Origin of the sequence: Geobacter sp. (assembly GCA_009684525.1) — a bacterium.
Taxonomy (GTDB): domain Bacteria; phylum Desulfobacterota; class Desulfuromonadia; order Geobacterales; family DSM-12255; genus Geoanaerobacter.
In genome coordinates this window covers 79,081-99,368 of sequence record WKKR01000004.1, presented here as the reverse complement: position 1 = coordinate 99,368, position 20,288 = coordinate 79,081, and the positions used below count along the sequence as shown (strand labels likewise).

17 protein-coding genes are annotated in these 20,288 nt (G+C 55.0%); 7 read left to right on the top strand and 10 right to left on the bottom strand.

The genetic code is table 11. The features are described 5' to 3' along the window. The first annotated feature begins 81 nt into the window (after positions 1–81). The 3 genes from GJT30_13785 to GJT30_13775 all read left to right on the top strand — a co-directional run bounded on the left by GJT30_13785 (position 82) and on the right by GJT30_13775 (position 2,394). On the top strand, positions 82–1,590 hold the full coding sequence (locus tag GJT30_13785) for a phosphotransferase (protein MSM40681.1): 1,509 nt from the start codon (positions 82–84) through the stop codon (positions 1,588–1,590). 66 nt (positions 1,591–1,656) lie between these two features. Then, entirely contained in the window at positions 1,657–2,172 is a 516-nt protein-coding gene (locus tag GJT30_13780; GenBank protein ID MSM40680.1) for a ferritin, read from the top strand. Positions 2,173–2,181: 9 nt separating this feature from the next. After that, complete coding sequence (locus tag GJT30_13775; protein ID MSM40679.1) at positions 2,182–2,394, top strand: DUF1450 domain-containing protein; 213 nt, start codon at positions 2,182–2,184, stop codon at positions 2,392–2,394. 69 nt (positions 2,395–2,463) lie between these two features. Here the strand turns inward: GJT30_13775 and GJT30_13770 are convergent, their stop codons facing one another. Further along, positions 2,464–3,534, bottom strand: coding sequence for a peptidylprolyl isomerase (locus GJT30_13770; protein ID MSM40678.1), 1,071 nt, complete (start codon positions 3,532–3,534; stop codon positions 2,464–2,466). Between the two features lie 273 nt (positions 3,535–3,807). Here GJT30_13770 and GJT30_13765 point away from each other — a divergent pair, with 273 nt between their 5' ends. Then, a complete protein-coding gene (locus GJT30_13765) occupies positions 3,808–7,254 on the top strand; it encodes a pyruvate carboxylase (protein MSM40677.1) in 3,447 nt (1,148 codons plus the stop codon). Between the two features lie 278 nt (positions 7,255–7,532). On the opposite strand, the gene GJT30_13760 is transcribed toward GJT30_13765, so the two are convergent. After that, the gene (locus tag GJT30_13760; protein MSM40676.1) at positions 7,533–7,883 is read right to left on the bottom strand and encodes a helix-turn-helix domain-containing protein; all 351 of its coding nucleotides are present in this window, start codon (positions 7,881–7,883) and stop codon (positions 7,533–7,535) included. Between the two features lie 367 nt (positions 7,884–8,250). On the opposite strand from GJT30_13760, the gene GJT30_13755 reads away from it, so the two are divergent. From GJT30_13755 to GJT30_13745, 3 genes are all read left to right on the top strand, one after another. Next, positions 8,251–9,033: an HD domain-containing protein gene (locus tag GJT30_13755; GenBank protein ID MSM40675.1), complete on the top strand. Its 783-nt coding sequence runs from the start codon at positions 8,251–8,253 to the stop codon at positions 9,031–9,033. A gap of 79 nt (positions 9,034–9,112) precedes the next feature. Continuing rightward, complete coding sequence (locus tag GJT30_13750) at positions 9,113–10,072, top strand: Tim44 domain-containing protein (protein ID MSM40674.1); 960 nt, start codon at positions 9,113–9,115, stop codon at positions 10,070–10,072. A 142-nt stretch (positions 10,073–10,214) separates the two neighbouring features. Then, a complete protein-coding gene (locus tag GJT30_13745) occupies positions 10,215–11,333 on the top strand; it encodes an RNA methyltransferase (GenBank protein MSM40673.1) in 1,119 nt (372 codons plus the stop codon). Between the two features lie 89 nt (positions 11,334–11,422). On the opposite strand, the gene GJT30_13740 is transcribed toward GJT30_13745, so the two are convergent. The 8 genes from GJT30_13740 to GJT30_13705 all read right to left on the bottom strand — a co-directional run bounded on the left by GJT30_13740 (position 11,423) and on the right by GJT30_13705 (position 20,110). Next, a complete protein-coding gene (locus GJT30_13740) occupies positions 11,423–11,965 on the bottom strand; it encodes a flavin reductase family protein (GenBank protein ID MSM40672.1) in 543 nt (180 codons plus the stop codon). 25 nt (positions 11,966–11,990) lie between these two features. Next, complete coding sequence (locus GJT30_13735) at positions 11,991–12,527, bottom strand: formylmethanofuran dehydrogenase (protein ID MSM40671.1); 537 nt, start codon at positions 12,525–12,527, stop codon at positions 11,991–11,993. 21 nt (positions 12,528–12,548) lie between these two features. After that, positions 12,549–13,268 (bottom strand): hypothetical protein, encoded by a 720-nt coding sequence (locus GJT30_13730; protein MSM40670.1) that lies wholly within the window; start codon positions 13,266–13,268, stop codon positions 12,549–12,551. Positions 13,269–13,510: 242 nt separating this feature from the next. Then, positions 13,511–13,912, bottom strand: a complete 402-nt coding sequence (gene fosX, locus GJT30_13725; GenBank protein ID MSM40669.1) for a FosX/FosE/FosI family fosfomycin resistance thiol transferase — start codon at positions 13,910–13,912, stop codon at positions 13,511–13,513. A gap of 83 nt (positions 13,913–13,995) precedes the next feature. Then, the gene (locus GJT30_13720; protein MSM40668.1) at positions 13,996–15,603 is read right to left on the bottom strand and encodes a hypothetical protein; all 1,608 of its coding nucleotides are present in this window, start codon (positions 15,601–15,603) and stop codon (positions 13,996–13,998) included. Beyond that, the gene (locus GJT30_13715) at positions 15,600–16,625 is read right to left on the bottom strand and encodes a hypothetical protein (protein ID MSM40667.1); all 1,026 of its coding nucleotides are present in this window, start codon (positions 16,623–16,625) and stop codon (positions 15,600–15,602) included. Before GJT30_13715 ends, GJT30_13720 begins: the two co-directional genes overlap by 4 nt. Positions 16,626–16,679: 54 nt before the next feature. Continuing rightward, a complete protein-coding gene (locus GJT30_13710; GenBank protein ID MSM40666.1) occupies positions 16,680–18,107 on the bottom strand; it encodes a hypothetical protein in 1,428 nt (475 codons plus the stop codon). Between the two features lie 170 nt (positions 18,108–18,277). Further along, complete coding sequence (locus GJT30_13705; protein MSM40665.1) at positions 18,278–20,110, bottom strand: DUF4153 domain-containing protein; 1,833 nt, start codon at positions 20,108–20,110, stop codon at positions 18,278–18,280. Positions 20,111–20,288: the final 178 nt, after the last annotated feature.

The following is a 20,288-nucleotide window of genomic DNA, read 5'->3' as shown; positions in this document are numbered from 1 at the left end:
GGCGAAAAGCCCGGCATCGTTGACTGCCACTGGGCCGGGGATATACTGGCACTGTACGCGGGAAGGATCGAGGATCTGTCTATGCTTGTGGAGATGCACTGTCATACCGCCGAGCACTCGGCATGCAGCGGGGTCCCGGCCGTCGATCTGGTCCGTCAGGTCTTTGCCAAGGGGCTGCAGGGGATCGTTCTTACGGATCACCACTACCTCTGGCCCCGTGAGGAGATGCAAGCGCTCCGTCGTGCTGCCGGGGTGCCGGACCATTTCTGCATCATGAGCGGTCAGGAGCTGGGCAGCGCCGATTTCGGCGATCTCCTGGTCTACGGCGCTTCCGGGATCATCCCCCGTGGGACTGCTCTGGCCGAGGTGCGACAGCGCTATCCCGATGCGGCCCTGGTCTGGGCGCATCCTTACCGGGGAGGGAAAACACCCGAGGCGGAGCGGCTTTGTGTGCCGCTTCTGGACGGCGTCGAGATCTTCAACTCCAACCACACCGTGCGGGGGAACAGTCGCGCGCTCCAGGACTGGCACCGCCTCCGCTTCACGGCGATCGCCGGCACCGATACCCATGGCGCCAGTTATGCCGGCCTCTATCCCACCATCTTCGATCATCCGCTGACCTCCATCGAGGAACTGGCCAGGGAGATCCGCGCGGGCCGCTGCCGGCCGTTTCTCAAGGAGATCCCCCGCGCAGGCACCCACAGCCAGGTGACCGAGGTGACCATCGGCACCAAGGGGAGTGACGAGCAGCGGGAACGGATCATCATCCGAGCTCTCGACGATCGTCACAGCTGGCAGTCGGCCCAACGGGCGTTTCACATCATGGAGGTCCTGTCCGAAGCCGGCTTTAGCGACGGCGCCTTCCGGGTGCCCCGCCCCATCGACCAGGATGCGGCGTCCATGACGCTCATCGAGCAGGGGGTCCGCGGCAGGTCGCTCTATGACCGGCTCCTCGTTGCATCGGAGGAGGACGGCCGCTCCTTCATCGAGCTGGCAGCCCGCTGGCTGGCCCGGCTCCATGGCCTGAAACTGCAGGTCACCCCTGCCGGCGAATTCGCCCAGCGCGAGAAGCAGCGGCTGGTCCGCTATCTGGAGCGGTTCTCCGCCATCGAGCACCGTCACCTGCGCAAGGTCCGGGAGATCGCCGAAGCGGTGGGGGAGCACGAAGAGCGGCTGATTGCGGTGCAGGGCGGGTCGTTCGTCCAGGGGCACGGCGACTATCATCCCAAGAACATCTTTATCGGCCAGGACCGCCAGGATGACCGGGAGACCCTGTTCCTGGCGGCCATCGATTTCGAGAGCTCGCTGGTCGTACCGCCCGCCTTCGATGTAGGTTCCTTTCTCGCCCAGCACCGCAACCAGTTCTTTCCCCATGTCGAGGTCCTACGCCGTTTTCCGGAGGAGCTGTTTCTCAATGCCTATCTGGTCGCATCCGGCGGGGTTGCGGACGATTTCCTCCGCCAGGTGGAGCTATTCCGGGCACGGAGCAACCTGGGGATCGCCGCCTATCTCGTCAAGCTCGGCCTGGGGGAGAGCGAGAACCTCTGGCGGCTGCTGGTCGAGGCGGAACAGGCGCTGCTCCACTGCTGAACTTGCCGCCGTCCTGATCGGCGCTATACTCATGAGAAAAGAAAGACAACTTCCGGGAGGTTTTCCATGCTCAGCAAGAAGATGTACACTGCACTCAACAAGCACCTGAATACCGAGCTCTACTCGGCCTATCTCTACCTCTCCATGTCGTCCGCGGCAGAGGTGATGGGGTTCAAGGGGGCGGCCAACTGGTTCATGGTCCAGTACCAGGAGGAGATGGTCCATTTCATGAAATTCTACACCTATCTCAACAGCCAGGGGGAACAGGTGCGGATCGGCCAGATGGCCGCCCCGGACAGCGCCTTTACGTCGCTTCTGCAGATGTTCGAGATGACCCTGAAACACGAGCAGTTCATCACCGGCTGCATCAACGAACTGACCGACCTGGCGGTGAAGGAGAAGGATCATGCCTCCCAGATCTTCCTGCAGTGGTTCATCACAGAGCAGATCGAGGAGGAGGAGAACGACCGGGACCTGATCGGCAAGCTGAGGCTGATCGGCGACAACGGCTACGGCCTGCTCATGCTGGACGCAGAGCTCGCTACCCGCGTCTTCACCCCTCCTGCCGCTCCCCCTGCCTAGGGGGCGTGCATGAAGATCCGTTTCTGCGGCAATAACAAAGGGGTCAAGAAGATCGGCGCGCGGCTCAAGGAAGAATTCCCCGAGCTGGACATCAAGCGGAAGGACTGCATGAAGAAGTGCGGTGTCTGCAAGAGGGAGCCGTTCGCCCTGGTGGATGGGCTGCTCGTCACTGCCGAAGAGGGGGAGGACCTCTACCAGAGGATCGTGGCGCACTTGCGCTGAGATAAGAGATTGTTCGTAAAAAAAGCCCGGCATTGACCGGGCTTTTTTTATTGCTGTATGCGGATTGCGTTATTTGAGGAGCTTTTCCACCTTGTTTTTGCTCCGCAGCTCGTTGATGTAGTCGGTAACCAGAGCCTGGACCTTCTGATTCTTGAGGAATTCGGCAATTTTGGGCTTGGCTTCTTCGAGAGAGACGTTTTCGGCCGGTTTCTTGTCCGTCAGTTTGACGATGTGGTAGCCGAACTGGGTCTCGACCACGCCGCTCACCTCGCCCGGCTTGAGGGCAAAGGCTGCCTGCTCGAAGGGAGCGACCATCTGCCCTTTGCCGAAGAAGCCGAGATCGCCGCCCTGCGCGCTGCTGGGGCAGGTCGAATTGGCCTTGGCGAGTTCGGCAAAGTCCTTCTTCCCTTCCTTGACCTCTTTGAGCAGCGCCTCGGCCTTTTCCTTCGCCTTTTTCTTGGTTTCGGCATCGGCCTTCTGGTCGACGCCGATCAGGATGTGGCTGGCGCGGACCTGTTCGGGCTTGCTGAAGTAACGTTCACGATTGTCGTCGTAGAATTTCTTGATCTCTTCGTCGCTGACCTGTGCCTTGGGCGCAATCTCCTTGTCGATCAGGTTGTTGACGATGATCTCCTTGCGGGTATAGTCGGTCAGCTGTTTCTCGTCGATATCCTGTGCCTTGAGCGCATTTTCGTACTCTTCCTTCGTGGCAAAGCGGCTTCTGCCCTGGGCGACCTTCTCTGCTACCTGTTTGTCCAGATCCTTCGGCTCCACCTTCAGCCCGGCCTGATAGAGCAGTTCGGCGGCAATGAGCTGTTCCACCACGTAATCCTCGACCTGCTTGGTCTGCTCGGCGGTAAGCGGCTGTTTCGGCTGATTCTGCTTGAGGAGGATCGTCTCGGCCCGCGCCATTTCGCCGCGGGTGATGACCGCATTTCCCACCTTGGCGACGGGATCGTCGGGACTGGTTTTGGGGGTCTCGGCCTGCTTCTGCGCTCCTGTGTCCGCTGCCTGCTGTGAAGGCGCAGACTTCTGGTCGGTCGGTTGTGTCTCGGCACTCACTGCCGGTGTAGTCTGCTGAACCGCCAGGATAAGTGCGGCGCAGAGAGCCGTGACCACGACCTTCTGTACTCGGTTCATCGTTCTTCTCCTTTGGGGTGATACGAATTTTGACGAATATTAGCATGAATATCCCGGCAGTCAAAGTGAAACATAGATAGACCAATATGTTTTATTAAGCATAACAGGAGTATAATCTTGACAATAAAGTCATATTCTGGTTTAGTGCGTCATATCGGTAAATGCATGGTAACTATATAAAATTGCTAAATTATGTTTAGTGTTATTAAAGTTTTACTAGCGCTTTAATTTGTTTTATTTTGGATAAAACTATACTCAGGTGGAGGCAACAGCATGGGAGCACGTAAATTCCGCAAGATAATGGCAGCAAACCGCGGCGAGATTGCAATCCGGATCTTCCGCGCCTGTACGGAGCTGGGGATCAGCACGGTGGCGATCTATTCGGACGAGGACAAGCTCTCCCTGCATCGTTACAAAGCTGACGAGGCCTACCTGGTCGGGCAGGGGAAGAGCCCCATCGATGCCTATCTCGGATATGAAGAGATCATCAGCATTGCCAAGAAGGCTGATGTGGACGCCATCCACCCCGGTTACGGCTTCCTCTCGGAGAATGCCGACTTTGCCGAGGCCTGCGAGCGGGCCGGGATCGCCTTCATCGGGCCGAAGGCCGAGATGCAGCGCGCCCTCGGGGACAAGGTGAGCGCCCGCAAGGTTGCCGTGGCAGCCGGCGTGCCCGTGGTGCCCGGCACCGAAGACCCGATCGAGACCGAAGAGGCGGCGCTCAAGTTTGCCAAGGAGAATGGCTACCCGATCATCATCAAGGCGGCTGCCGGCGGCGGCGGGCGCGGCATGCGGGTTGCCCGCAACAAGAAGGAGCTCCTCGAAGGGCTCGTGGCTGCCCGGAGCGAGGCCAAGGCTGCTTTCGGCAATGCGGCGGTCTTCCTGGAGCGGTACATCGAGAACCCCAAGCATATCGAGGTGCAGGTCATGGGCGACCAGCACGGCAACCTGGTCCATTTCTACGACCGCGACTGTTCCATCCAGCGTCGGCACCAGAAGGTGGTGGAATTCGCCCCCTCCCTCTGCCTGACCCGCAACCAGCGCGAAGAGCTCTGCACCGCGGCCCTGAAGATCGCCGGCCAGGTGCGGTACGAAAACGCCGGGACCGTGGAGTTCCTCCTCGACGGCGACGGCAACTGGTTTTTCATCGAGATGAACCCGCGGATCCAGGTGGAGCACACCGTCACCGAGATGATCACCGGCCGTAACCTGGTGCAGGCCCAGATCCTGGTCGCCGAAGGGAAGAAGCTCTCCGATCCGGAGATCAACATCTCGAACCAGGCTGCCATCGACATGCGGGGGTATGCGATCCAGTGCCGGATCACCACCGAGGACCCGATGAACAACTTCGCGCCCGATTTCGGCACCCTGACGACCTACCGTTCGGCTGCCGGCTTCGGGGTGCGGCTCGATGCCGGGAATGCCTTCACCGGCTCCAAGATCACCCCCCACTACGATTCGCTGCTGGTCAAGGTGACCGCCTGGGGCCTGACCTTTGAAAATGCTGCCCATGTCATGAACCGCTCCCTCCAGGAGTTCCGGGTTCGCGGCGTCAAGACCAACATCCCGTTCCTGGAGAACGTGGTGACCCATCCGGTCTTCCTCAAGGGGAAATGCGACACCTCCTTCATCGAGAAGCATCCCGAGCTGCTTGCGATCCACGAGAAAAAGGACCGCGCCACCAAGATCCTGAGCTTTTTGGGCGACGTCATCGTCAATGGCTCTCCCGGTGTCATCAAGCCGCTCAAGTCGGCCGAACTGGTCGAGGCCATCATCCCCGAGATCGATTATACCAAGCCGCGTCCCGCCGGTTCCCGTGACCTGTTCATGAAGCTCGGCGCCGACGGGCTCTCCAAGTGGATACTGGAGCAGAAGAAGCTCCTCATCACCGACACTACCATGCGCGATGCCCACCAGTCGCTCCTGGCCACCAGGGTGCGGAGTTATGACATCCTGAAGATCGCCGAGCCGACCTCGTATCTGGGGTCGGGGATCTTCTCCCTGGAGTGCTGGGGGGGAGCGACCTTCGACGTCTCCATGCGTTTCCTCAAGGAATGCCCCTGGCAGCGGTTGCACAAGCTCTCCGAGGCCATTCCCAATGTCCTGTTCCAGATGCTGCTCCGCGGTTCCAACGCCGTCGGCTATACCAACTATCCCGACAACGTGGTCATCCGCTTTGTCGAGGAGGCGGCGGCCAGCGGGGTCGATATCTTCCGGGTCTTCGATTCGCTCAACTGGACCAAGGGGATGGCCGTGGCCATGGAGGCGGTCCGCAAGACCGGCAAGATCTGCGAGGCGGCCATCTGCTACACCGGCGACATCACCGACCCGAAGCGGGACAAGTATCCGCTCGAATACTACGTGGCCATGGCCAAGGAGCTGGAGCAGATGGGCGCCCACATCCTGGCCATCAAGGACATGGCCGGGCTCCTCAAGCCGATGGCAGCCTACAAGCTGGTCACGGCGCTCAAGCAGAATATCGGCATCCCGGTCCACCTCCATACCCACGACACTTCCAGCAACGGCAACTCGACCCTGCTGATGGCCTGCCAGGCCGGGGTGGACATCGTCGACGCATCGCTCTCCTCCATCTCGGGCCTCACTGCCCAGCCCAACCTGAACGCACTGCTCGCGGCCCTGAAGGGGACCGAGTGGGACCCGGACCTGGATTATGCCGGTCTGCAGAAGCTGGCCAACTACTGGGAGACGGTCCGCGAATACTACTCTCCCTTTGAATCCGGTCTGAAGAGCGGCACCGCCGAGGTCTACCATCACGAGATCCCCGGCGGCCAGTACTCCAACTACAAGCCCCAGGTCGCCGGCCTCGGCCTGCTCGACCGCTGGGAAGAGTGCAAGGAGATGTACTACAAGGTCAACAAGCTGTTCGGCGACATCGTCAAGGTCACCCCGTCGTCCAAGGTGGTTGGCGACATGGCCATGTTCCTGGTCAAGAACAATCTGGACGTGGATGACGTCTTCACCAAGTCTGACGAACTGACCTTTCCCGAGTCGGTGGTCGGGATGTTCAAGGGGATGCTGGGCCAGCCCTACCAGGGGTGGCCCGTTGAGCTGCAGAAGATCATCCTCCGGGGCGAAGAGCCGATCACCTGCCGGCCGGGCGAGCTGTTGGAGCCGGTGGACTTCGAGGCCGAGCGGGACAAGGCAGCGGCCAAGGTCGGCCATCGCCTCAGCGACCACGACCTGATGTCGTACCTCCTCTATCCCCACGTCTACCCGGAGTTCGACAAACACCGTCAGGAGTATTCCGACACCTCGGTCATCCCGACCCCCACCTTCTTCTACGGCCTGGAGCCGGGGCAGGAGACCTCCATCGATATCGAGCCGGGCAAGACCCTGATCATCAAGCTCAACGCCATCGGCAAGGTACATCCCGACGGCACCCGGCATATCTTCTTCGAGCTGAACGGCCAGCAGCGCCAGGTCGTGGTCCGCGACCAGTCGGCCCAGTCGGACGAGGTTGAGCGGGAAAAAGCCGACAAGGGAAATCCCAAGCATCTCGGCGCCCCCATGCCGGGCAAGGTCCTCAAGCTGAACGTGAAGGCGGGTGACACGGTGAAGGCGGGCGACGTCCTGATGGTCACCGAGGCGATGAAGATGGAGACCAACATCAAGGCCAAGGAAGAAGGGGTCGTTGCCGCGGTTCACTTCAAGGAGGGGGAGAAGGTGGAGAAAGAAGATTTGGTGATTGTCATGCAGTAGCGGCTTCGCCAAAGGTCCGGCTGCGGCGTTGCTCCTCGGACGGGACGCTCAACGTACCTCCAGGTACGCCTCGCGCCCCTTCCTCCGGTGCGCCTTGCATCCGGAGCCTTTTGCAGTGCCGCTGGTGACCGTCAGCAAGTCGGGAGTACCGATTCCCCGCTTTCCTCTGGCGCTGCCGCTGAGTCTGCTCAGGTAGTCTTACTTTAAGAAACGCCCCGTTTCCATTTTGGAAGCGGGGCGTTTTGTGTTTAGCGGGGGGCAGGTTGTTGAACAACCTGCTACAGCAGGCGGCGATAGTCGCAGTGGAGCGCCTGGGCGAGCTTGCGTGCCCGCTCTTTGCCAATGGTCCGCTTGCCGTTTTCCATGTCGCTGAGGTGGTTCTGCGGAATGCCGGTCAACTCGGCGAGCTGCTTCTGGGTGAGCCCTTCGCGGTGGCGGTAGGCACGCAGGGCGACCTCCTGCTCCTTGCCGATATATTCGGGAAAGACCTCGGCAACGGTGTAGGAATGCTGTTCATCGTTTTCCAGCGTTTCGGCATAACGCTGCAACAGCGGGACGTTGGTGCGACGGACGCGGAAGGTCACGGTCACCAGTTCATCAGTAGGGTGCTTTTTCGTGTGTGCCTGCATAAATGATCTCCACGGATACGGTGGCGATCTTCAATCCAGACCGCCACATAGCACGGGTGCCCTTTCTTCAGGTGGCAGTGGTGCCGGCTGCCGCTCAGTTTTGCATAGTTGGGCCAGTCTCCCCTTACCGGGCCTGACGACTCGATATCTCTGGCAAGCTGGAAAAGCAGTTCCCGGATCATGACAGGGAGCTTTATCGTCTGCTTCCGCGCCTTGCTGCTGAAGGTTACCGTCCACGACATGGATGAATAGTATACCCATGGAGGGTATATTTCAAGCTGCAATATTTATGGTGTTTATTCACTGGTGCGAAAGGCCGCTGGCTCTGCTATACTGCCGCCGCGAAAAAATGGTGCACGAGGGGCGGATGGACGAGACGAGACTTTCTGAGATCGAGGCGTGGTTTGGCGCCTACTGCCGGTCGTTTGCCGGTGACGACGAAGAGGCACGCAGGAACTATGACCTGAAGGAGCAGCATACCGGCAAGGTGCGGGAAAACATCCGGCTGCTCGCCGAATCGGTGGGGATGGCCGGCAGCGAACTGGCCATGGCCGAGGTGGTCGGCCTTCTCCACGACGTGGGGCGATTCGAGCAGTACCGCCGCTATCGCACCTTTCTCGACCGGGAGTCGGTGAACCATGCCGCCCTGGGGGTGGAGGTGATCCGCCGGCACGATCTCCTGGCCGGGCTGCCGGATCAGGAGGCCGAGACCGTGATCCAGGCGGTCCGTTTCCATAACGTCTTCATGGTCCCCCCGTCCATCCAGGGTGAAGAGCGTCGCTATCTCGACCTGATCCGCGATGCGGACAAGCTGGATATCTGGCGGGTCTTCATGGAATATTTCGACCTCCCCGAAGAGGAACGGGCCTCGGCAGCCGGGCTCGGTTTTGCCGACGACCCGTCGTGTACCCCTGCGGTGCTTGCCTGTCTGGAGCGGCAGGAGATGGTGAACCTGGCCCTGCTCAAGACCCTCAACGACTTCAAGCTGCTGCAGCTCTCCTGGGTCTTTGACCTCAACTGTCCCGAGTCGTTTCGGCTTGCCGGTCAGCAGGGGCACCTTGCCCGCCTCGCAGCCTCCCTGCCCGCCGGCGCGGAGGTGGAACGGGCTCTGCAGACCGTCTGGGACTTCCTGGCTGAGCGTCTCCGCTGACGACATCGATTTTTGCTGCACTCTCGCGAAATAATGCTACAATGCTGCGATGCCACAAGGCAATGGAGGTAAGGATCGGATGAAACGATACGCAGGACAAATATGTGCAGTGGTTTTTGGACTTCTGGTGGTGTCGGCCACGTTCCTGGAACAGGAGGCTTCGGCTCGCATCGGCGGCAGCCGTTCCATCGGGAGTCGCGGTACGCGCACCTATTCGCGGCCGGCCAGCCCCTATACCCAGACGACCCCTTCCCGGACTCCGACCTCTCCGGCGGCGCCGTCGCCGTTTCAGCAACCGGCATTTTCCGGCGGCGGATTTTTCCGCGGCATGATGGGGGGGATCGCCGGCGGCATTCTCGGCGGCATGCTCTTCAGGAGCCTCGGTTTCGGCGGCGGCATGGCCGGTGGCTACGGTGGACCGGGGCTGTTCGATATCATCCTGCTGGGCGGGATCGGCTACCTGATCTACCGGATGGTCAGGGGGCGGCGCCAGGCGCAGACTCCCTACTCACCCTATGGTGCTGCGCAGCCGGATTACCAACAGCCGCAGCAGGCGTATGCCCCCGGAGCAGCGGCCTTCGGCCAGCCAGCTGCCGATGCAGCCGCCGGACTGGGGTATATCCGCCAGATGGACGGTTCGTTCGACGAAAACCGCTTCAAGGATACGGTGATGGACCTGTTCTTCAAGGTCCAGGGCGCCTGGATGAACCGGGAGCTCTCCCCGGTGGCGACCATCCTCACCGACGAGATGCGGGGGATCATCCAGGAAGATGTGGAACGGCTGATCCGCGACCGGCAGATCAACCGGCTGGAAAACATCGCGGTGCGCAGCGTGGAGATATCCGAGGCATGGCAGGAGAGCGGCCAGGACTACATTACGGCCCTGATCTATGCCAACCTGCTGGACTACACCACCGACGAGGCAGGCCAGGTCCTTTCCGGCAGCAAGACCGATCCGGTGAAGTTCGAGGAATACTGGACCTTTACCCGGCCGGTGGGGAACAACCCCTGGCGGCTCTCGGCGATCCAGCAGGCATAGCGTTTTATGGCACAGTAGCAGTCTGAAGCGGCCGGGGTTTTCCCGGCCGTTTTGCTGTAACAGAGGGCTGATCAAGAGCAGGCAGTCTGACGGTTTCGGGTTTTATCCGCCGGCCTCGATCATCAGGTGTAGAGGGGAGAATATGGAATTCTTTGCAACCACGGGCCGCGGCATGGAAGAGGTCCTGGCCGGCGAACTGCAGCGGCTGGGAGTGGCCGAAATTGCCCAGGAACGGGGCGGGGTCCGCTTCAGCGGGGATATGGAGGCATGCTGGCGGGCCAACCTCTGGCTCAGGACGGCCAACCGGGTGCTGCTGCCGCTTGCCACCTTTTCCTGCACCACTCCGGAGGAGCTCTATGCCGGTGTACGCACCATCCCGTGGCAGGATTACCTGACCCCGGCCATGACCATGGCCGTTGACTGCTCGCTACGCGACTCTGCGCTTACCCACTCCGGTTACGTGGCGCTCAAGACCAAGGACGCCGTGGTAGACAGCCTGCGTGACCGCTTCGGCACCCGCCCCAGCGTCGACACCCGCGATCCCGACCTGCGGGTCAATGTCCACCTGCTGAAGAACCGCTGCACCGTAAGCCTCGACACCTCCGGCGCGCCTCTGGACCGGCGCGGCTACCGGCTGGAAAAGAACGAGGCGCCCCTGCGCGAGACCCTGGCTGCGGCCATCATCCTCTCCACCGGCTGGGACGGTTCTGTGCCGCTCTCCGATCCGCTCTGCGGCTCAGGGACGCTACTCATCGAGGCGGCGCTCCTGGCGAGCTGCCGTCCGCCCGGCGGGGAGCGGCGCTTCGGTTTCGAGCGCTGGCCCGGCTTCGACCAGGCGGCCTGGCAGGCCCTGCGCGCAGAGGCAAGCGGCCAGGTGCTGGACCGACTCCCCGCGCCGATCCAGGGGAGCGACAGTGACGGCCGGACCATCGCCACGGCCAGGCGCAATGCCGAGCGGGCCGGCGTGCGCGGGCTGATCGGGCTTACGCGGTACGACATGCAGGATTTCACTCCGCCGCCGGGCAACGGGATGATTGTCTGCAACCCGCCGTATGGTGAGCGGATGGGGGAGGTGGAGGTGCTGAAGCCGTTCTACCGGCAGCTGGGGGACCTGTTCAAGCAGCGCTGCAAGGGGAACACCGCCTGGGTTTTCACCGGCAGCATGGAGCTGGCCAAGCACGTGGGGTTGAAGGCGACCCGCCGGATACCGCTCTGGAACGGCCCGCTGGAGTGCCGGCTGCTGAAGTACGAGCTCTATTGACTGATGGCATTCTTTTCGCGGTTCAACGTGGGAGAGCGCAGCTGCGGGGCCTGGTGCTGTGCTGGGCTATGACTTTGCTGGTTCAGGAGTCAGATACCGTCAGGAATCTTCGCCGCCATCATTGCCCTGCGATTGACCGTGCGCCCGTCCACGACGAACGTTCCATCGCCAATGGCGTGAACGGTTCGCTTCTCTGTGCGTGACGTGTCGTAGTACGCGGCGATGCCTTCAAGGACAACAATATTGTGCTGTTCGACGATATCGATGACACGACATTCGATATTTGCCAGGCATTCCTTGATCAAGGCGGCCTTGACATGGCCTGCCTGCACCGGCGTCAGCCCGAATTTTTCAAATTTGTCCGTGTCGGCACCGGAACAGGTTCCCACCCCCACGACTGTATCGAGCAGGTCAACGGTGGGGATGGCGATGACACATTCCTTGGATTTCTGCAGCGCGGCATAGGAATGGTTCCACGGCCCGGTGGTCATGGCGAACCGCGGCGTGAAGTCCGTTACCATGGTCCACGAGATCGTCATGATGTTGTGCTTCGAGCCGTCATGTGTCGTCACAAGGACGACCGGGCCCGGTTCCAGAAGCGTGAACGCTCTCTCAAGTTGCATAGTTTCCATAGACGCTCCTCTTGAACGATGCCGACTACCGCTGTCTGACCGTAACGACTTCGGCAGTGGTGGCGGTGCGGAACCAGGTGGAGATGGCCTCCAGTTCCTTCTGCACCTGCTGCATCCGCTCCGAATCGGCCGGCAGTGCTTTCATCTGCTTCTTGAGTTCGAGAGAGGTCTTGCTTTTGTCAGCAGCCAGCTTTGTCAGTCTTGCCTCGACCGCATGCTTGCCATCCTTGTCCGCAAGTTCGAGGCGGTTGTCCTTTTTGTCGATGACCTCCAGGGACCTGTTGCCGATGGTCGTCCCTGCGGCAACCTGAATCCCGTCCACGGCGCAGTTCAACGCATAGTATTTCGCCTTCAGCTTTCCCGTCACACCGCTCTTCTGTAACGCCTCCTTGGCCGCCAGCGCCAGGCGTATCCCGATCAGTTGGCCGGTGCACGCATCGCCATGAAACTGCTCCGTCCGCAGATAGACGTCGGTCTCCGGGCAGGGGGTCTCAGCTCCCCATGCGGGATGGTGGGAGAGGAACAGCGTCATACTCAGCAGCAGGAAAAGGTATCTGGTCATGGGGGCATCGTTCTCCTTGTTTCAGTGTGCTCCAATAATGCGCAGTTTCCCGTCGGTGATCCTCCCTTCAAGACCTGAGAGGTCGATGTTGTCGAAATTGTGCAGCTCACAGAATTCGATATCCGCTTCGTTCAGGTTGGTTCCCCAGAGCCTCGTATTCCGCACGAGGGTCGGCCGTCCCTGATCCATGAAGCTGCCGCACATCTTTGCCCCCTTGAGATTGGCATACTCAAGGCTGCACTGATCGAACACCGTGCCGCCCAGGTCCGCTTCCTCGAACGAGGAATGCGAGAGGATCACATTGATAAACCTGCATCCCCAGAGCGAGAAGTGTCTGAAGTTCATCCTGGTCAGGTCCAGTGTCCCGTCGATGCCTTCAATCCGAATCTGATGGATATCGAAGTTGTAGGGGAACCCGTTCTGGTCGACACGCGGCATGGCGACCAGGGAGCGGAGACCCGATTCCAGGATGTCGGTGTGTCCCGGAATCGGCTGCCGGTCCTGGGGAAAGGTATCTCGCAGGAAGGTGGTTATGTCGTTGATGACTTCCTGGACACGGTAGGGGTACGAGAGGGCCAGCTCGAACAGCAGTGACAGCCCCTTCTTCATCCGACCCGGATTGCCGCTGGCGAGCAGACGTGCCGCGGTCTGTTTCTGGTCGTAATACTTGATGACGCGGATTTTCTCGCTGAAGAACGGCTTGATCAGGAACTCTACGAACAAGTCCATAAGCTTGAACATATCGATTTCCCCTCAATGATGGTCCTGACGGCTGCCCCTTCAGGTATTCATTGTACCAGGAGAAGAAGAGGGGGAGGCAATTTATCCCTCATTTTATGACGACTAACGGCTCGGGCCTTGACCCGTCCGGGGCGCTTCTCTGCCCCGGTCGGTGTCCAAGGCACTTGTTGGCATCTCTTTTGTTCTCCGCCGTGTTTCTCCGGTGGCAAACTTTCTGCTTTCAGGTGCTTCTTTCCAGTTTGTTACTCTCTGTACAAAGCCAACCGGTCTTCAAGAGTTCCAGAATGCAATTCAAATAAGTGGTTGTCGAAATCAAAGAAATATAGCGACTCTCCCTCACCATGAATCCTATTTCGTGGCGGTTTCATTTCAATCCCTAGTTTTTTCAAGCGATTTTCATATTCTGGTATATCCGAAGCGGAAACCCTGAAAGCAACGTGTTGATAGGATTTTTCGGTTGGAGGTTCTCCCTCCATGGCAGCTATCCATAAATCTCCGACAAGAAAAAACTTTTCGCGCGACAAAGAATAATTCTTTTTATTGCTGTCATACACTTCCTTTGCGCCTAATCCTTCGCATAAAAAGACCGACATTCGCTGCAAGTCCCGCACTATAAAGGTTATATGACTTAGGCCGTGTACCATATTTTCTCCATCATTGCTTTATTCGGCCAACGTCGTGGGGGCGCACCAGCGCGTCAGCGTCTGTGTGCCGCCGCCTTGTTAGATTAGTGTAGTTCTAAATTGAAAGCCTTTAGTATTTTCTCAAACTCTGCGCAGAATGACGGTTGCAAGAGTTTATTTGACTGTATTTGACTATAGTCGATTGGATTCAAGGTATTGCTCTTAGGATATTTGTCTGATGAATATTCTTGAGATTTCAAGGTGGAGGTGAGAATTACCTGTTTCTTGAGGTTTTGGTATTCTCTAATCATTTTCAGCTCTTTATCAGTTGAAACCTCTCCATCACGGAAGCAATCAACAATAATGGGAAACGGAAGCTGAATATGCTTTGAAATCGAGACAAGCTTGCTAAAGTAGAAAATCTGCTCCTCGCTTCCAGAGAAATTTTCATTGTGTTTTGTGAAGAGACCCTCGATGCTTGAGTTTTCGACTTCGTCGATCTCGGCGTAGTAACGCTTCATGTCCCCTACTATTTCAGCGAGCGTCTCGTTGACACGCTGTGTCGACTGCTTTTCAAAAAGCTCTTGCTGAGCTAGCCTTTGCTCGATCAATTGGAGTTCGTTGTTGAGTTCGGCGATCTTAAGGTCATTGTCTCTTTCATTCAGAACCGCTTCGCGACTAATAATGATGTCCGTGACCTCAGCTGGTATTGAAGCCAGTCTTGCCTGCAACTCAATTTGAAGTCGTGAGATCTCGTTGTTGTACTCTGCTATGGCGGCAATCTTGTTAGAGATTTGCGATCGGATTGAAGCTATTACTTCGCGCCTCACAATGTCATTGCTAACCTCAAACGTAAACTCACCATTTGAATAGACGATCTTTTCGCTTCCACAGTCGGCACACTTGATTTTTCCAATTTCTATATTTCTATTTAGCGAGTTTAGTTCAGAGATAAGTGTTTGGAGCTTGTATAGCCGGTTTGTTTCTCGGTTCCTTTTAGTTGAGTATGCAGATATTTCCGAGTTAATCTTTTGTAGAGAATCGCTTTGTTCCTGAAAGTTGACGTTATTTACGCTTTGAAGAACTTGCCGAGCGACAACTGGATTTTCTTTGGCAAAAGACAGCCGACGACTAAGTAGACCGATTTGTTGCAGAAGTTCTTTGCGCCGATTTTTTAGAACATCAACTTCCCCAATATCAAGGTTTGAGAAGTTTGGATCTATGAGTGCCTTCAACATGAGTACAAAATCGGACTTGTTGAACTGCCCGCCATTGATTACGGTGGAGGTGTTCCGTTTGTCTTGAGGTAGAAAGAACGTTTGGAAAAATAGGCTTGTGTCTGCCATAATCGGGCGCCCATCTTTGACAAACCGCGGCAATTGAAAAATCTCTTCATTGAAATATATTTTGAAATCAGTAATCGTATCGAATACAGAAACTACGCCCTGTTCCCTAACAAGTATACTGTTTCCGCTTCTCAGAAACTCTATGTCTCTGTCATTGTGTGAGAACTTTGAATAGAAGAAGTACCTTCTAATGTCGAGGCTTGCAGGAAAGATTGGCGAGTTTCCAATTGAATACATCGCGCTTTGAATGAGAATCGTCTTCCCTTTGTTGTTGTCGTTGCTGTAGATGATGTTGAGGTCATTCGTAAATCGGTCTTCGATGAAAGCCTCTTCTAGGTTTCCAATTCCGGCTGCGAGAAGAATCATTGTAAACCATCCTTAATTCTGGCTATTAAGAACCTTGTGCTTGTGCTATCAAGCGTAGGGACACCCCTCAGAGTCTGCTCTGGAATCTGTCCAACGATCTCTTCAACACCTAGCGTTGAATCCTTCATCAGGAACTTAATGGTTGCCTCAAGAAATCGCCAAACGTTTACCTTATTATTCTTATCAAAAAACGTTCGACAAATGGCTGCCACACAGTTTTGAATTAGATCTCGAACATCTTCTCTGTCCATTCCTTCTACATAGGGGATGAAATCTATCGGAATGCCGTGGTTACTGAAGAGCTCAATACCAACTAGCCTGTTTACGAGTAATGTAACAATTTGGTTTCTAGTAATGTACTTCCTGAAGAACAGAATGTCAGAGGGAGCATTTAAGACCGAATATTCGACGTTTGTGCTCTTTAGGTTGGACTGCATTCCTCTGATTTCATTAAAAATCTCGATAAAGAAGTCATCACCACGGACGTCCTTATTCTTGAACTCAATCAGGTTCTTGATGTTTTTGATTTTGTCTTTTGTGCAGAGCACGAAGTCTACACTTTCAAGGAAGGAATTGACTTTGTCTGTCGGTATTTCTGAGGGAAGAATGGAGTTTCTTCGAGCAAACTCACGTAGTAGACCTTCTTTGATCTTTTCTTGGCTCTCACCGGTGAAATTGCTGATACCAAATATCACAAGACTCGCGTCCCGAACATGGATGCTGGCAACTGTTTCCAGAAACAATATCAGGTGTTCAAATGGAAAGTCTGTAAGGAAGTTTTCGTATAGGGTAATTAGGTGCTCACCTATTTGTAGAGGTGTATTGCTCTTGTGGCCTTTTGACTGGACATCCCAGAGACGGCTTACAACATCATCCGAGCCAGTAACGTCATTAAAACAATCCACAAGGACCAAATCGATTTGATCCCTGTCGCTTCGGATTCCGAGCAAGTAAAGCATGGAAAATGTCTCGAAGTCAGAGGCTTTTTCGTTGTTTCGCTCAGTGTTCTTGATCTTGTACATGGTCTACCCTGACTTCTTTATTACCAATCGGCCCAGCACCCCATTGTTAGTTGCTTACCAGTTTATGTAGCTTGCAGAAAGTTTCTTGAAGCGACTATCAAATACACATTTGCCAGTGCTTTCAATGTGAGCAATCAAAAAATCCAAGCACTCAATTAACCTGCTATTCACCACACTTTGCTTGATAATTTCCAAGACCTCTTTTGCTTTTGTCCGACACGAAGAAGCTTCTAGTTTCCTCTGAATTTCGTAATGAGTGAGTGCGGCCATAGCATGTGGTGTGTATTTATCACCAAGTATCGATAAAATGTGGTCATAATAGGTTCTTCCTCTCGGTGATACTCCATTGCAATATGAAACGTCACGACCTATTCGACACATCATTACAACTTTTACTATCTTATCTGCATTGTTTGGCAATATATCGATTTGCTCTTGAATGTATGAAGCTAGTTGGTCTGCAACAGGAGCCTCGTGATGAAAATTATCCCAACCGCCATGTTTATCCAAAAGCAGGTCGAGTATAGTATCTACAATAATTGCCCGCTCATTCGGCGTTCTGTATGGATTCCCTCCAACAACTTGTAAAAATTGCTCCCCCAATTCATACTTACTTTTATGCAAATTTGTATTATATCCTTCAAGGGTTATCCCAATCTTGTATTTTGGATCGTCAGAGCAGTTTTCCCATATAACAGGTGCAATAACTGATATATTTTTTCTAACTTGCGGATCAGTGTCATCAGACACATATATTCCAAAGGCAGTCCGAATTATACTGGCTAAATGATGACTAGCCAGTTCGGTTATTTTTGATTCGATTGTTAGTTTTGTTGCCGCATCAATTGGCGACTTATATGTTCTAAGGTTTTGAATAAAAGCTTGAACTTGAAGGGCTGCATCTGTAGGCCTATCTCTCAAAACATCTTGAATACATGTTTGAAGCCACCCGAGTAGTTCGAATGCATTAATCGCATAATTAGTTGGATGTGAAATGCCAATATCATTTCGCATCTCTAATATATGTTTTAGTTTTTTATATGTTATGTCTGAAATTAGCTCCAGTTTCCTGCAAGTATCAAGTAATACTGAGTCTTTTAAAGATGCAAGATCATCTTCTGTCTTGTAAAACTCTCTGGCCTTGCCTCCCACCGCTGAGTCAAAGAAAATATCAATGCCATATGATACAGCTTTATTCCGGAGGTCTAAGACAACCTCGTTCCAAATAGCGTTAAGAGAATAATCGAATAATCCGAAACCAGCGCCGACAACAAATTTTGATAAATATCTTGCGTCACGCTTAATCTCTGGTGGCAGTGAATCAATATATGCAGGTAAGTTCTGACCTATAATAGAACGTTCTGACTGTTCAGCAATGATATTGTCAGATGGCAAGCCGAATTGCTTTAAGAAAGCAACAACAAGCTGTGCCTGTGGGTCAATCAACTCGGAATGATTCACCTTTGTAAGTTCACCCATAATTATTCTCCTTTTATTCATCTAACGGGCATGGCTTTGACCCGCCGGACTTTAGGGCGGGTCGTAAGCCTTGGGCAAATTCTGGGGACAGTGTATTTATCTCCGTTGAATTACATAAACTGTCCCCGGAATACCGCCATCTTTCATCTTTTCAGCATGCCCCGGTTTCCCTCTCATTCATACATCACCATGCCCTTGATAGTATTTATCACTGGCTTTCTATCTGTGATGGAACCGTTGATTTCAGAAAACGCTAGCCGTAATCCAGCTTGCGGGAGATCGATTGTCATTTTCTCGCTCGGGAGCAACTTACGATTTTTGTAATCCGGATATTCTTTTATGAGTGATTCGACAAACGGCGCAAGGTCAATCACAACCGTATGATCATCAGCTCCCGCGATACTCAGCTTCTGCAAACCCTCCGCGGGCTTTATTCTCAGGACGGTCCTGGCACCAATAGTGCGGGTTATCTCCTGAATGTTGTAACGGTACATTCCGATTTGCCAGAGGTACCTGTACCCGGAAACATCGGTGCCTTCCTCTGGCTTTGTGGAAAAGTCAAAATTTGTTCCGGAGTAATAATCTTGTAGAGCGAAGTTGATTCCAATTTTGCTGGCAATCGTTTCCGGTTTGTCATCAATGGCGATTTTGCCTCCGGACCAGTCGGTTAGGGGAGAAATGCTGCCAATTTTATGGAGATATATGATGGTCTTGTTGATCTCTACCAGTACTTTTGGGCTTCCAGTGTTCAAGGGCGGTCGCAGAGTTCCGTTGATAAGGACACCGGCCTCCTGAAGCAGTCTCTGCAGGCGACCTGTCTGGCTTCGTGCTGATGTTGACAATGCACCCCACGGGCCGAACGATACGAGGATGATGATCAGGCATAGCGAGGCAGGTACAATCCGCAGGTCTTTTCTGCGCGAAACAATGAAATAGAGTGAAACCGCAGCCAGCCAGAACGCCGACAGAATCCCGAAATATCTCGTTTCGGTAACCCCGTACTCGGTGACCCGCCTCCACACTGATAGAAAAAGCATTGGTGTTAGTGGAAGAACGAGCGGAAAAAACAACTTTCGGAACAAGGACTGAAGCCGGTTTTCTGTGGCAGTCACCCCGTAGCTGAGGAGATATGTTACGATCCCGACACTGGAAAAGCCGAGGATGAAACCTGCCACCCCACCCTTTGGCCAGCTTCCCTGGATGACTATTCTTCCTGTGTAGATATACAAAATTACCAGATAGAGAGCCACAAGCGGTACGAGAATGAAACGGATGAATCGTTCGAATATCTTACTCTGGGCCACTCGTTGTGAAATCTGCCAAATGTCGGTCGGGATCGCTGATAGAAATATTAGAACAGCAACAAATCCTGCCATTACTATCCAAAGCCGTAGGTACGCTTCCCCAGGGACTTTCACCCCCAAGAGATAGTTAACCCCTGCAAGTGCCGCCGATATGCCTGAGAAAAGCGCAAAAGCGGATATTACGGCAATGGCGAATGCATACACCAAGGTAGCATTGAAATGCCAGAATTCCTCTTCTTCAGCACGCTTGTAGAAAGGGAAGAGCAAAATGACCAGAAATGCAGCGATGGTCCAAAGCGAATGACGATACCAAACGCCGTAGCCTTGAACCTGACTCAAGAAGATAAAATACACGCACCCGAGTGCGGTAACTGCAATCGTCAAATTGTTAGGTCGAAAATCCTTCTGCCCGTCTTTTTCAGACAGAAGCCTCGCCGCGACCAGGAGCGGCAGTGCAAGCAGCGCCGTACCTAGCATTGATTTCCAGCTTGCAGAATTGTCGGTTTTACCGGCCAGCACGACACCGGCAGTTGTTCCGAATACGGAAGCTACAACGGCGAATGGAAATCTTCGGATGGTAGTAGAAAGCCTGAATACCATCGACAGACGGTCACTGTCTCCACGCCCTTGCAAGTTGGAGCGGGATAAAAGGGTGAAAATGAGGAGCAGCACTATGCTTAGAAGAGTTATGCTGATAAGCATGAGATTATTCTCCTCGATTCTGTATGGGGATTGTTCATATGGATCAGACTCCAGGCGTTTTGTTCAACGGGCCGGGAGATCACCGGCCATCAGGCCGGTGTATCTTCCTGGGCACCCGATGGGGTCAGGACCCCCCCCGGCTTCCCCCGGTCATGGTCTGAGCGCGTGTTAGATCAGA